The sequence below is a fragment of the Actinoplanes siamensis genome (assembly GCF_016862395.1).
Lineage (GTDB): Bacteria > Actinomycetota > Actinomycetes > Mycobacteriales > Micromonosporaceae > Actinoplanes > Actinoplanes siamensis.
Genome location: NZ_BOMW01000041.1, coordinates 43,803 through 56,585, shown reverse-complemented (window position 1 = coordinate 56,585; position 12,783 = coordinate 43,803). Strand labels below are relative to the sequence as shown.

Sequence of the window (12,783 nt, the reverse complement as noted above, 5' to 3'; positions counted from 1 at the left end):
TACCAGACGCCACCGATGTCCGCGGATCCATGGCGGGCGGGTTCAGTCCGCCGGGTCCATCCGTTCCAGCCACCGTTCGAGCAGCGCGGCCTCCACCGGCTCCAGCCGCCCGGTGCCGGTGAGGGCGAGTTGCGAGCGCAGTTGACGCGCGGCGCCACGCACCGGGTCCGGCCCGGGTGGCGTGCTGGGCTCGGTGAGGACCGCGGCGAAGACGGCGTCGCGCATCCGGTGTGACAGGGCCGGGTCGTCGTAGAGGCCGGGCTGGGCGATCAGGCTGAGCGCGGCCCCGACGTTGGCCGGCAGGATCAGCTGGGCGGCCAGCCGCGGCGTGGTCCGCAGGGCGCCGGCCGCGGCACAGCGGACCAGTATCGCCTCCAACAGTTGCAGGATGCGCCGGTGCGCGGTCGAGGAGGTGAACATCAGCCGGTAGAGCGCCGGGTTGGCGGCCGCGAACGCCATGTGGTCGTCCCAGCCGGCGCGCAGGTCGGCCACCGGGTCGCCGGTGACCTCCAGGCTCTTCTTGCGCTCGGCGTACCGCTGGGAGCCGGCGTCCGCGACGGCGTCGAGCAGCCCGCGCTTGTCCCGGAACAGCCGGTAGAGCACCGGCTGGGTGACCCCGGCCGCCTCGCACACCGCCCGGGTGGCGATGTCGCCGTCGGCCGAGCAGGCCAGCTGCCGCCCGGCCGCCTCGATGAGCGCCGCGCGCACCGCGGCGTCGGCCCCGTCCTGCATGAATCAATGCTACGGCACGACGTTAGCGGCGATCGGGAGGACGTGCTACGGCTCTGTTTTCCTGTCGGTGGCGCCGGGCGCCGCCGGGGGCGCGGTGGCCGTGGTCGTCGACGACGACCCGGCGGTCGTGCACCGCCTGCGGAAGGAGGGCTTCCCGGTACGCCTCGCGGACTGGGTCCCGCACGCCGGGTCGCTGCGCGACGCCCAGGAGCGCGAGGGCCGCACCTGATCAGCTGACGCGATCGGTCAGGTGGCCGGCCACCTCGGTCAGGGCAGCGTGTTCCGGGGCCGGGAGGGCCAGGCCGTCCAGGGCTTCCGGCGCGGCCGCGACGCGGTCCGCGAACAGGCCGCGCACCCGCTCCAGGCTCCCGGAGGGTGTCCTCGCGGACCGTGACCACCGCGTCGGCCGGCTCGGGCAGCGCCCGCAAACCCGTCGCCCCTGGACGACCCCGCTCGGCTCGCTGCCCTGTTCCGCCGGCGCGGCAAGCGTGGTTAGCATTTCGACGACGCCATCTGTCGATGCGTCGCTCTCGCCGAACCACGGGGACCTCATGATCGAGTCAATCCTTCCGCCCGGCACGGCCGCAGTCGACACGTTCGTCGACCCACCCGGCGCCGCGCTGTACGCCGAGGAGGAGGCGCTCGTCCGCAAGGCCGTGGCGAAGCGGCGCAACGAGTTCACCACCGCGCGCTGGTGCGCACGGCAGGCGATGGCCCGGCTGGGCCGCCCGCCGGCGCCGGTGCTGCCCGGCCCCCGGGGTGAGCCGCTCTGGCCGGCCGGGCTGGTCGGGAGCATCACGCACTGCGCCGGCTATCGTGCCGCGGTGCTCGCCGAGTCCTCGGTGGTGCGGACCATCGGCATCGACGCCGAGCCGGACGAGCCGCTGACCTTCGGGGTGCTGGAGGCGGTGGCGCTGCCGGCCGAGCGGAAGATGCTCACCGGGCTGGCGGCCGGGCATCCGCGGGTCAGCTGGGACCGACTGCTGTTCAGCGCCAAGGAGTCGGTCTACAAGGCCTGGTTCCCGCTGACCTCGCGCTGGCTGGACTTCGAGGACGCGGAGCTGTCGATCGACCCGGTGGGCGGGACGTTCCGGGCCCGGCTGACGCTGACCGCGCCGGGAGCGCCGCGCTGTTTCGACGGCCGCTGGCTGGCCGCCGAGGGCCTGATCCTCACGTCCGTCGCGGTCCCGGCCTAGCCGGCTGGGTGGCACCGTCCCTACCGGGCCCCGCGGTCGACACTGTCGAGGTCAGAGACGTGCGTTCCGTCCTTCGTCAGGCCGAAGGTATCCACGCCCCCAACCCCACGCACCTCCTGAACCCGCACAGCTGTCGCAACGTCGGCACGGGAGATCACGCCACGGATCCGGCCGTCGGTGAGCACGCCCAGCCACGGGGCGTCGCCAGGCGTACGCGCGAGCGCCTCGGAGATCGGCTCGCCGGCGCCGACCACCGGCAGCGGCCGGGCGATCGCCGCCAGCGGCGCGTCCGCCGCCACCCCGGCCACCGCGCCGGCCGGCACCACCCCGACGACGTCGCCGGGCGACGGGTCCACCGCCGGGCGCCCGCCGCGCGGCAACACCAGCAGGGCGACCGCGGCGGCGGACAGCTCACCGGCCCGCGCCGAGGCCGGCAGCAGCGCCGGCACGACCACCTCGCCGTCGCCCACCAGCGGGCCGGGCAGCGTCGGCGCCGGGAAGCCGGCCCGGCGCAGCCAGCCGTCGTCGAAGTACTTCGAGAGGTACGCCCGGCCGGAGTCCGGCGCCAGCACCACCACCAGGTGCTCGGGGCCGAGCTCCCGGGCCACCCGCAGGGCCGCCGCCACCGCGGTCCCGGTCGAGGCGCCGGCCAGGATGCCCTCCTCCCGGGCCAGGCGGCGGGTCGCCTCGATCGACTCCCGGTCGCTGATCCGCTCGATCCGGTGCGCCACCGCCGGGTGGTACGACAGCGGCCACACGTCCTCGACGGTGTCCGGATGCACGTAGTGCCCGATGCTCTCCACGTAGTACGGGCTGCCGTCCCCGCCGCCGTAGACGGAGCTCTCCGGATCCGCGCCGATCACCGTGACCGGGCCGGCCGACCGCAGGTACGCCCCCGCGCCGCTGATCGTGCCGCCGGTGCCGACGCCGGCCACGAAGTGGGTGACCCGCCCAGCGGTCTGCCGCCAGATCTCCGGGCCGGTGGTGGCCTGGTGCGCGCCCGGGTTGGCGGGATTGTCGTACTGCCCGGCGAGCCACGCCCCGGGCGTCTGCTCGGCGAGGCGGGCGGCGACCTGGGACACGTGGCGCGGGTCCTCCCGGGTGACGCCACCCGTGGTGATCACGACCTCCGCGCCGTACGCCCGCAGTGTGTTCGTCTTCTCGACGCTGCTCTTGTCCGGGACCACGACGACGGCCCGGTAGCCGCGCTGCGCCGCGATCATGGCGAGCCCGATGCCGGTGTTGCCGGACGTGCCCTCCACGATCACCCCGCCGGGCCGCAGCTCGCCGGCAGCCTCCGCGGCCTGCACCATGGCCAGCGCGGCCCGGTCCTTGACGCTGCCGCCGGGGTTGAGGAACTCCGCCTTGAGATGGACCTCGGCGGCCAGGCCCGCGGTGATCCGCGTCAGCCGGATCAGCGGCGTGTCTCCGATGGCGTCCAGCACACTCATGCCGGATAACCTACCATCCAAATAGGACTTATCCGCGCACCGGAAGCCGCGGCGAAGGCCGGGACGGGCGCGCCTGCCCCGGCCGCGCCGTCAGACGCCGGCGCAGACCGTGCCGTCGAGCGTGAACACGCCAGGCAGCACGTTCGGCCCACCCGCCTTCATCGCCCGCGAGTAGGCGACCACTGTGGAGGCGCACTCCTCGGGGCTCTTGTCGGCGTGCTCGTCGGCCTCCCGGGCGCAGCCGTAGTTCTCGTTGCCGATCGTCCAGTACCTGGCGCCGTACCCCTTGGTGACGTTGGCCTACCGCACCCCGTCGGCGGCCTCCCGGGCGGTCCCCGTCCCGTAGTTGGCGATGATCATCGGCTCGGCCCCGGTCCGCCGGGTCCCGGCCACGGCGCTGACCAGCGTGAGCAGGACAGCGCTCACGGCTACGCGCCATTTCGGTGAGACGTGCATGAGGATCTTACAGGAAGGGAGGATTGGGAGCGCTCCCATTGCGAGGACGGGGAAGGAGATGTGCCAATCGGTCACAGCTTTTTCAGGATCAGCGCCAACAGCCCGTGCTCCAGTCCCACCACCAGGAACTCACCGATGCGGCGGCACGCCCGTGCCCGGTGGTGCACCGGGATCACCCGGAGCGCCCGGCCGGTCCGCAGGTCCCACAGCCGCACCGTGCGGTCCAGGCTCGCCGACACCAGCACCCGCTGACCGGCCACGTCCACCACGTCCAGCCCGGTCACCGCGGCGGTGTGCCCGGTCAGCACCCGGATCAGCCGCCCGTCCGCCGGATCCCACAGCCGGAGGCTCCGATCCGCACCGGCGGACACGAGCATCGTGCGTCCGGCGCCACGGAACTCGCACAGGACGTTTATCGCCCCCTGATGACCGTGCTGCTCCCAGGTCCCTCCGCCGGCGGCGCGCCAGAAACGCACCACCCCGCTGTTGTCCCCGGACGCCAGCGCCGCCCCGCCCGGTCCGTCCATCACGAGCAACGAGGTCACCCAGTCCCGATGGCCGAGCCGGCCGCGGACCGCGGCGGTCCGCGGATCCCACAGGCGGATCGTCTCGTCTTCCCCGGCGGACGCCACCAGCAGCCCCGCCGCCGACCGCAGCACGGCGAGCGCCTTGACCTGGTCGGAGTGCTGCCGGAACTCGCGGACCAGCTCACCGTCCGCCAGGTCCCAGAGCTCCACCGTGCCGGTCCGACACGCCGCGGCCAGGTAGAAGATGTCGTCGTCCTCGACGACGTCCACGGCGTTCACCGCGCCGGCATGGGTCCGCAGCTGACCGCGCAGCTCGCCACTGGACAACTGGTAGAGGCGCACCACGCCGTCGCTGCCGGCCGAGACGACCAGGTCGTCACCGCCCATCCGGACAGCGCTCAGGTCGGCCACCGCGCCGGGGAACCCGCTGGCGGCCACCGTCCGCGGCAGCTCCTCCTCCGGGTTCCACAGCCGCACCGTCCCGTCCTCCCCGGCGGTGGCGAGCAGCCGCTGCCCCGGCATCGGCAGCTCGCAGACCGCCCGGATCCAGCTGGCGTGCCCGTGCAGCCGGGGGCGTTCGGTCCTGGTGGCCACATCCCACAGACGGACCGTGCCGTCCTCGCAGGTCGCGGCAAGCAACTCGGCGGATCGGCCGCGGACCGTGCACAGATCGGTGATCAGACCTCCGGCGCCGGGCAGCGCGGCGACCAGGTCCCGGGTCAGCGGGTCCCACAACCGGACCACCCCGTCGTAGCCCGCCGCCGCGAGGAGTACCCGGTCACCGTCACGCACCGGGTACAGCGTGGTGAGCCAGCCGGCTCCGGCCCGCAACACCCCGCGGTCGGCGCCGGTCAGCGGGTCCCACAGGCGCACGGTCCCGTCGGTCCCGGTCGAGGCGAGCAGGCCGTACGGCTCGACCGGCACGTGGGTCACCGCGGTCACCCACCCGGTGTGCCCGGTCAGCGTCCGGACCGGGATCCCGCCGGCCACGTCCCAGATCCGCACCGTCCGGTCGTCGCCGGCCGACGCCAGCAGGTCCCCGCCGGGTACCGGCAGCGCGACGAGGTTACGCACCCAGTCACCGTGACCGGTGAAGCTGTGCAGCCGTATCCCGGATCTCGGGTCCCAGATCCCGATCGTGCCGTCGTGGCTCGCGGTGGCCAGGTAGGTGCCGCCGGCCGCTTCCACGGCACAGACGCCGCGGATGCAGTCGTCGTGGCAGGCGATCACCCGCACCGTCTGGTTGGTCAGCGGGTCCCACAGCCGTACGGTGCCCTCCTCCCCCGCCGAGGCAAGCAGGTGACGCCCGTCGACGGCGATCGCGCAGACGTCGTGCACGGCGAGCGAGTGCCCATCCAGCACCGCGCTCTCCAGCCGGGGCGGCGTGTGCGCCCAGCGGGCCTGGTAGGGAGCCACCACCGCGCCGGAGCCGATCCCGACCCGCAGGTCGTCGAGCCGGTCGACCACCGAGAACAGCGCGGCCCGGTCGGCCGGCGCCGCGCCGAACGCCTGCGGCGTGCGCTGGAGCAGCCGTCGGCGGGCCTGACCGGACCAGCTGTGGCTCTCACCGGCGACCGGCAACAACCGGTCCAGGTGGGCGTGCAGCAGGTAGTCGTCGTCGTTGAGCAGTTCGTCGACCGCCCCGGCCCGGGCGGCGTGCTGCGGCAGCGAGCGCAGCAGGTACTCCGGGACCTCGCTCCAACCCGCCTCCCGGCCGAACGCCGTCCAGGTGCGCACCAGCCGCTGCTCGTCGGATATCCACTTGCCGACGGTGCGGCGCTCAGCCAGCAGCGCGTCGTTGAGCGCCTGGTGGAACAGCCGGTAGATGGGCCGGGCCGGGTCGCCGGTCTCCACCAGGAAGTTCGCCGCCGAGGTACGCGCGAAGTCGCTGAGCTGGGCCGCGGTCACGCTCGCGCCGAGCGCCCCGACAGCCGCCTGCCACAACTCCAGGGGCAGGCCCGGCGTCTCGGCGTAGGCGAGCGCGCTCAGTGCCAGCCGGGCCGGTGCCACACCGACGTCGGTCAGCCCCCGCACGTACTCGTGCAGCGTATCGCCGACCGTCGGGGTGAAGGAGACGTGGACGGGGTCGACCGGGGTCAGGTCGCGCAGTGCCCGGGTGCGCGCCACCAGGCCCGCGATCAGGAAGTTCCGGTCGGCGAGGGCGGCGATCCGCGCGGCCACCGGCGCGGCCACCGCCGGATCCGCGTACACTCCGGACGACTGCAGCGTGGCCTGCGCGTAGTCGGCCAGGTCCGCGGACGAGAAGTACTCCGGAGCGTCCAGGTCGATCGTCACGGCGTCCGAGCCGAACGCCGCGAGCAGGTCGCCGCGGTCGTCGCTGCGCCGGGTGCCGACCACCACCTGGGCGCCCAGTTCGTGGCAGGTGCGTGCGAGCGGAACCAGAACCTCGTCGATCAGCTCCCGGGTGTCCGCCGGCGTGGCGGCCTCGTCCAGCGCGTCGACCACCACGTTGACCCGCGCCGGCCGGGCAGCGAGCCGGTGCCGCAGCGCGGGCAGCAGATCCACGGTCGCCGCCGGCAGCCCGGCGCCTGTCCCGCGGGCGATCTCGCACGCTACCTCCAGGGCCGTCTTGCCCTTCACGTGCACCGCGCACGCCACCGAGCCGACGGTGGCCCGCTCCGCGACGTCGTCGGCCGGCAGGGCCGCGTGGATCTCGGCGTCCGCGGTCGTGACGACGCGGCCCAGCACCGCGGACTTGCCGACGCCGGGCGAGCCGGTGACCACCAGGGGCCGGCCCGCCGCTTGCGGCCGGTCGAGGAAGTCGCGCAGCCGCCGCAGCGCGGCCGAGCGGCCCCGGAACCGGGAGCCGGTCTCCGAGCCGGAGGCGACGCCGCGGGCCCGGGGCAGCCAGTGGCGGCCAGCTTCCCCGTCCGCCGCCAGGGTCCATCCCCAGGCCGCGTGGGTCAGCTCGTCGGCGTCGCCGACCCGCCAGGCGTCCAGGGTGGACAGCTTCATGCCGGGCAGGTGCTCGTCCGCGTACGCCAGGGTGAGCGCGTGGCCGGAGCCGGTGGACGACTCTGCGGCCAGGATGATCCCCACCACGGCGTCGTAGTCCGGAGACCAGAGCGCCGCGCCGCTGAATCCCTGCGTGACGCCGGAGACCGGCTCCGCCTCCAGTTGGATCCTGCCGTATCCGCCCTCGCCGCCGACGCGGCCGGCCGCTGGTCGTCCACCGGCGCTGTGCTGCGGGAACCCGAAGGCCCGCCAGGAGCGGCCGACCAGGTCCGGCCCGGACGGCCGCCGCAGTCGGGCGGGCGCCACCCCGGCCGGCACCGGCTCCTCCAGCTCCAGCAGGACGACGTCGAGGCCGGCCTCGGCGCGGCCGTTGAACGAACACGCTCGCACCCGCCGGCGGACGCCTGGCGGCACGTGGAAGGCGCGGGGGAAAGCCACCCACAATTCGCGCGGGCGGCCTTGATGGAATGCCACGTGTTCGCAGGCGAGGACGAGCGAGTCGGCGACGACGATCCCCGCGCCCAGTGGCGCCTCGTCGCACGGCCCGCCGTGCAGAGCCACCGCCCAGGACTCCACGGGCATGCCGGTCACGGTCACCGCGATCTCAGCCGCCGGCGAGAGGTCCCGGATGCGCCGCGCCCGCCGGCCGCCAGGCGAGCGTGATCTCGAAGTTCGCCTCGCTGGCCGCCTTCGCGACGACCCAGTTGGCCGTGCCGGTGACCTTGACGCCGAACTTGACCTGCACCTCGTCCGGCGCCAACTGCCGAACCTCGTCGAGGATCGCACGGGCGGCCTCGATCGACGGTGCGGCCGCCTCGCGGACCCAACCGGCGACGTCGCCCACGCCGGCGGGCTGGAACCCGGCCAGCGGCTCGAACTCGAACTGGGCGACGGTCTTGTCGTCCACCTGGTACCGAACGACCTCGGACGACACCGCCATCAACCTCCATCGAGCCGTGCGGGCGCACGGATAAGGACGAGGAGACCGGCTATGCGATTCCTCGCCCGGGGACATGTTTCCCGGCGATCCGCCGAAAGGCAATGGGCCATCCGGAGATCAATTTCGGGAACGTCCGCAATGACCACGCGGACCCACTCCCACCAGTAGTTTCATAGATCAAGAAATGCTTTTGTCGGATTTCTGCCGCCTCCTTGGTGGACCTTGCATCTCGCCAGCGCGCTCGGCAGAATCGGGCCGGGCCGGAATGGCTCACCTTGATCATCATTTCGCCGCCGGCGCGACCGAACCGCGCCGGAGAGAGGCACCGGAATGCCCGAGAAGGAACTCACCGCCGCACAGCTCGCGACAATCCTGGCCCTGATGGCCATGGGCGGCACATCGCCGAGGGCGTTCCTGGCCGACACCAAGAAGGTGGGCCTCGAGAAAGGGAAACGTGACGATCTGGTCAACCGGAAATTGATCACGGTGACCGGCAAGCCGATGGTTCTCGAACTGACCGACGACGGCTGGGGCCGGGCGAAACAGGAACTCGGCAAGGAGGCTCCCCCGCGCAGCGGTGCCCTCGGCGGCGCGTTCTATCTCCACCTCGAGGCCCTGCGCGGATTTCTGGAGCGCAACGATCTCTCGGCGGCGGAATTCTACGCGCCGGGCATCGTCAGCCGCCCGGCGGAAACGACGAAGATCGACATCGAGGGGCAGATCCGTGCGGTGTACCACGACATCGCTGCCAGGCGTGGCGATTACGTGATGCTGGAGGATCTCCGCGGAGCCCTGCCCGGCGGGACCGCTTCCGGACAGGTCGACGCCGCCCTGTTGCGCCTCGACAAGGCACCCGACGTGCACCTCGTCCCGGAGTCCAACCAGAAGATCCTGACCCCGGGCCAGCGCGCCGCCGCGATCCGCATCGGCAATCAGGACATGCACCTGCTCGCGATCCGCGACTGATGGACGACCAGGAACGCCGGGCCCTGGCCGCGCTGCGGTTCAACTGGGCGCCCACCCCGGACGACGTGTGGCGCCCCGCCCCCTTCCACGTCGAGGGCCTGCAGCACGAGGTGGTGCGGACCGTGCTCGACGGTGTCGCCGAGGCGCGGCGCAACACCGACTCCAGCCCGATCGGGGTGGCCATCCTCGGGCAGCGCGGCACCGGCAAGACGCATCTGCTCGGCGCGGTCCGCGAGCGTGTCCAAGCCGAGGGCGGGTACTTCTTCCTGATCAGCCTGCTGGAGACCAGCGCGTTCTGGCGCAGCACGGCACTGTCCATGCTGGACGGCTTCGCCCGGCCCGCGGCCGGCGGGGAGAACCAGCTCACGACGTTCCTGAACCGGCTGGTGGACCTCATCGGCGCGCCCCGGACGGTGCGCCGCGCGGTCACCGGCCGGGCCGAGCTCACCCGGCCGGCGCTGGATGCGTTCGCCGATCTGATCCGCAAGCACCACCGGCCGATCGGAGTGGAGTGCCAGGACACCGCCCGCGCGCTCGCCCTGCTGGCCGCCGAGTCGTCGCGCACGCAGGACATCGGCTACGAGTTCCTCTGCTCCAATGACGAGGAGGAACCCGGCGACCGGGCCGCCTGGGGCATGCGGCGCGGCAAGCGCTCGGCGCAGGAGGTGATCCGAGACATCTCCCGGCTGCTCGCCCTGACCGGGCCCGCGGTGATCGCGGTGGACCAGATCGACCTGCTGATCGCACAGTCCACGAAGGCTACCAACGCCCGGGGCGACCGGGTCACCGACTGGCAGCAGGCGCTGCTTCTGGAGCAGATCGCCGGCGGGCTGATGTCGCTGCGGGAGACCACCCGCCGCTCGCTGTCCGTGGTGACCTGCCTGCCGGCCACCTGGGCGGACATCACCACCGAGGCGACCGACACCGTGCAGGACCGGTTCCGCGAGGCCGCCCCGCTGCGCCGGATCCCCAGCCCCGAGCTCGGCCGCGAACTCGTGGAGAAGCGCTTCGCCCCGCTGTTCGGCGAGGCCGGCTTCACCCCGCCCCACCCGACCTGGCCGATCCTGCCGGAGGCCTTCGCCCAGGCGGCCGACTTCACCCCGCGCGAGCTGCTCAAGACCATCGACAACCATGTCCGGAGCTGTCTGGCCACCGGGGTCGTGACCCCGATGCGGAACCTCCAGCCGGAGCGCACGGTCGGCGCGCCGATACCGCAGGCGGACCCGCCCGCAGGAGACCTCAAGGAGATCGACGACCGCTACGCCGAGCTGCTGCAGCAGGCCGACCCGCGGACAGCGCTCGACCAGAACACCGAGGACGGCGAGGTGCCGGCGCTGCTGGCGGCGGGTCTCACCGCCTGGATCGCGGAGCGGGGCGCCGGTGGCGAGGCGTTCAGCATCGACCCGCAGGCCGGCGGCAAGCCCGCCCTGCACGCCCGGCTCCGGCGCAGCCTCGGCGGCGAGGACGACGACGCAAACCCGGAGGACGAGGAGCACTGGGCGTTCCGGGCGATCGGCGCCACGCACGCCATCGCGGTCCTGAACCGCATCCGGAACGCGGTGACCACGGCCGGCCTGACCAGAGGCGTCACCAAGCGACGGCTCTACCTGCTGCGCAACCTGGACACCAACCCCTGGTCGAAGGGCACCCGCACCCAGGAGGTGGTCAAGGACTTCCGGGAGGCCGGCGGGCAGGTGCTGCCATTCACCGGCGAGGACGTCAAGCGGCTCACGGCCCTCAAGAGCCTGATCGAGGAGTACGGCGCGGAGCCGCTCCTGCCGTGGCTCCGCGACCGGGAGCCGACCGCCTCGATCACCTTGCTCCAGGAGACGCTTCCCCGCGCCTCGATCACCCCGTCCGCCCGCACGGGCGACGGCGTTCCCCGGCCCCGGGATCCGGCCGGCCCGCCCGGACAGGCGGCGCCCGGCGATCTGGCCGTGCCGGTCGGGCTCGGCGATCTGGCCGTGCCGGTGGGGGCAGCGCTCGACGGCGGCCAGACCGTCGCCGTCGGGCTGGAAGCGCTGCGCCGGCACACGGCGATCTTCGCGGGTTCCGGCTCCGGGAAGACGGTGCTGATCCGGCGGCTGGTCGAGGAGTGCGCGCTGCGCGGCGTCTCGGCCATCGTGCTGGACCCCAACAACGACCTGGCCCGGCTCGGCCAGCCGTGGCCGTCACCGCCGGAGAGTTGGCCGGCGGGCGACGCGGAACGGGCCGCCGAGTACTTCCGGACCACCGAGGTCGTGGTCTGGACACCGAACCGGGACAGCGGCCGCCCGCTCAGCTTCCAACCGCTCCCGGACTTCGCCGGCATCCTGGACGACTCGGACGCCTTCACCGCGGGCGTCGACGCGGCAGTCTCAGCGCTGGCCCCGCACGCCCGGGTGGACGGCAAGACCGACAAGGCGGTGCTGGGCCGGGCGGTGCTGCGGGAGGCGGTCACGAGCTACGCCCGTACCGGCGGAAATGCTCTTGAAGGTCTGGTGGGCCTGCTGAACGACCTGCCGGACGGCGTGAGCCTGCTCGACGACGCCACCAAGCTGGCCGGCAACATGTCCCAGCTGCTGCGGGCCGCGACGGTCAACGATCCGATGTTCGGCGGGCGCGGCGCACCCGTCGACCCCGGCGAGTTGCTCACCCCGTCGGAGGGGCGGCGGGCCCGGGTGTCGGTGATCAGTTTCGTCGGTCTGCCCGACGACCAGCAGCGGCAGAACTTCGTCAACCAGCTGCAGATCGCCCTCTTCTCGTGGATCAAGCAGAATCCGGCCGGCGACCGGCCGCTCGGCGGTCTGTTCGTCATGGACGAGGCGCAGACGCTGGCCCCGTCCGGCGCGATGACCCCGTGCACGCACAGCACGCTGGCGCTGGCCTCGCAGGCCCGCAAATACGGCCTGGGCCTGGTCTTCGCCACGCAGGCGCCGAAGGGCCTGCACAACCGCATTCCCGGCAACGCCGCCACCCAGTTCTTCGGCCTGCTCAACAGCCCGGCCCAGATCGCCGCGGCGCAGGACATGGCCCGGGCGAAGGGCAGCAACATCGCCGACGTGGCGCGTCTCAGGGCCGGCCAGTTCTACGCCACCGTCGAAGGCGCGTCGTTCGTCAAGATGCAGTCCCCGTTGTGCCTGAGCCACCATCCGCGAAGCCCGCTCTCGGCCGAGGAGGTGCTGGAACTGGCCGCGCGCTAGTCCCGCACGAACAGGCAGAACGGATGGCCGTCCGGGTCCAGGCACACCCGTACCCCCGCCTGGGGCTGGAAATCGGCCACCGCAGCGCCCAGCTCGACCGCGCGCGCCACCCCTGCCGCCAGGTCGTCGACCTCGATGTCCAGGTGCATCTGCATCTGCTGGCGGCCCGGCTCGCCCGGCCAGGCCGGCGGCTCGTAGCCGGCCGCGGAGTGGAAGGAGAGCCCGTCCAGCTCGACCCAGCCGTCCTTGTCGACGAGCACCGGCAGGTCCAGCAACCGCGAGTAGAACTCCGCCAGCCGCCGCGGCCGCGGCGAACTGATAGTCGTCGCCGCCAGTCTCATCCCCGAACCTCCATCA

The 12,783-nt window shown here is 73.2% G+C and carries 11 protein-coding genes; 4 read left to right on the top strand and 7 right to left on the bottom strand.

Annotated features, from left to right (window positions below; genetic code table 11):
• Positions 1 to 42: 42 nt before the first annotated feature.
• Positions 43 to 732, bottom strand: a complete 690-nt coding sequence (locus tag Asi03nite_RS21755) for a TetR/AcrR family transcriptional regulator (protein ID WP_203682269.1) — start codon at positions 730 to 732, stop codon at positions 43 to 45.
• Between the two features lie 67 nt (positions 733 to 799).
• On the opposite strand from Asi03nite_RS21755, the gene Asi03nite_RS21750 reads away from it, so the two are divergent.
• Positions 800 to 961, top strand: coding sequence for a hypothetical protein (locus Asi03nite_RS21750; protein ID WP_203682268.1), 162 nt, complete (start codon positions 800 to 802; stop codon positions 959 to 961).
• Here Asi03nite_RS21750 and Asi03nite_RS38570 read toward each other — a convergent pair whose 3' ends face one another.
• Positions 962 to 1,087, bottom strand: coding sequence for a hypothetical protein (locus Asi03nite_RS38570; RefSeq protein ID WP_275409487.1), 126 nt, complete (start codon positions 1,085 to 1,087; stop codon positions 962 to 964).
• Positions 1,088 to 1,283: 196 nt separating this feature from the next.
• Here Asi03nite_RS38570 and Asi03nite_RS21745 point away from each other — a divergent pair, with 196 nt between their 5' ends.
• Positions 1,284 to 1,928, top strand: coding sequence for a 4'-phosphopantetheinyl transferase family protein (locus Asi03nite_RS21745; protein WP_203682267.1), 645 nt, complete (start codon positions 1,284 to 1,286; stop codon positions 1,926 to 1,928).
• Positions 1,929 to 1,948: 20 nt separating this feature from the next.
• Here Asi03nite_RS21745 and Asi03nite_RS21740 read toward each other — a convergent pair whose 3' ends face one another.
• The 4 genes from Asi03nite_RS21740 to Asi03nite_RS21725 all read right to left on the bottom strand — a co-directional run bounded on the left by Asi03nite_RS21740 (position 1,949) and on the right by Asi03nite_RS21725 (position 8,278).
• Positions 1,949 to 3,379, bottom strand: a complete 1,431-nt coding sequence (locus tag Asi03nite_RS21740; RefSeq protein WP_203682266.1) for a PLP-dependent cysteine synthase family protein — start codon at positions 3,377 to 3,379, stop codon at positions 1,949 to 1,951.
• A 300-nt stretch (positions 3,380 to 3,679) separates the two neighbouring features.
• On the bottom strand, positions 3,680 to 3,805 hold the full coding sequence (locus Asi03nite_RS38790) for a hypothetical protein (RefSeq protein WP_307834022.1): 126 nt from the start codon (positions 3,803 to 3,805) through the stop codon (positions 3,680 to 3,682).
• A gap of 101 nt (positions 3,806 to 3,906) precedes the next feature.
• Complete coding sequence (locus tag Asi03nite_RS21730) at positions 3,907 to 7,920, bottom strand: WD40 repeat domain-containing protein (protein ID WP_239102841.1); 4,014 nt, start codon at positions 7,918 to 7,920, stop codon at positions 3,907 to 3,909.
• 22 nt (positions 7,921 to 7,942) lie between these two features.
• A complete protein-coding gene (locus Asi03nite_RS21725; RefSeq protein WP_239102840.1) occupies positions 7,943 to 8,278 on the bottom strand; it encodes a CU044_2847 family protein in 336 nt (111 codons plus the stop codon).
• Positions 8,279 to 8,608: 330 nt separating this feature from the next.
• Between Asi03nite_RS21725 and Asi03nite_RS21720 the strand changes: the two genes are divergently transcribed.
• Entirely contained in the window at positions 8,609 to 9,244 is a 636-nt protein-coding gene (locus tag Asi03nite_RS21720) for a hypothetical protein (protein ID WP_203682264.1), read from the top strand.
• A complete protein-coding gene (locus Asi03nite_RS21715) occupies positions 9,244 to 12,426 on the top strand; it encodes a helicase HerA domain-containing protein (protein ID WP_203682263.1) in 3,183 nt (1,060 codons plus the stop codon). The genes Asi03nite_RS21720 and Asi03nite_RS21715 overlap by 1 nt, the downstream gene beginning before the upstream one ends.
• Here Asi03nite_RS21715 and Asi03nite_RS21710 read toward each other — a convergent pair.
• A complete protein-coding gene (locus tag Asi03nite_RS21710; RefSeq protein ID WP_203682262.1) occupies positions 12,423 to 12,767 on the bottom strand; it encodes a VOC family protein in 345 nt (114 codons plus the stop codon). The two genes, Asi03nite_RS21715 and Asi03nite_RS21710, sit on opposite strands and share 4 nt — an antisense overlap.
• Between the last annotated feature and the right edge of the window lie 16 nt (positions 12,768 to 12,783).

What these genes read in the sequence shown, in the direction of transcription:
- Asi03nite_RS21755 (WP_203682269.1), bottom strand. Translation starts at nt 732, where the DNA reads ATGCAGGACGGGGCCGACGCCGCGGTGCGCGCGGCGCTCATCGAGGCG.
- Asi03nite_RS21745 (WP_203682267.1), top strand. Translation starts at nt 1,284, where the DNA reads ATGATCGAGTCAATCCTTCCGCCCGGCACGGCCGCAGTCGACACGTTC.
- Asi03nite_RS21740 (WP_203682266.1), bottom strand. Translation starts at nt 3,379, where the DNA reads ATGAGTGTGCTGGACGCCATCGGAGACACGCCGCTGATCCGGCTGACG.
- Asi03nite_RS21730 (WP_239102841.1), bottom strand. Translation starts at nt 7,920, where the DNA reads ATGCCCGTGGAGTCCTGGGCGGTGGCTCTGCACGGCGGGCCGTGCGAC.
- Asi03nite_RS21725 (WP_239102840.1), bottom strand. Translation starts at nt 8,278, where the DNA reads ATGGCGGTGTCGTCCGAGGTCGTTCGGTACCAGGTGGACGACAAGACC.
- Asi03nite_RS21720 (WP_203682264.1), top strand. Translation starts at nt 8,609, where the DNA reads ATGCCCGAGAAGGAACTCACCGCCGCACAGCTCGCGACAATCCTGGCC.
- Asi03nite_RS21715 (WP_203682263.1), top strand. Translation starts at nt 9,244, where the DNA reads ATGGACGACCAGGAACGCCGGGCCCTGGCCGCGCTGCGGTTCAACTGG.
- Asi03nite_RS21710 (WP_203682262.1), bottom strand. Translation starts at nt 12,767, where the DNA reads ATGAGACTGGCGGCGACGACTATCAGTTCGCCGCGGCCGCGGCGGCTG.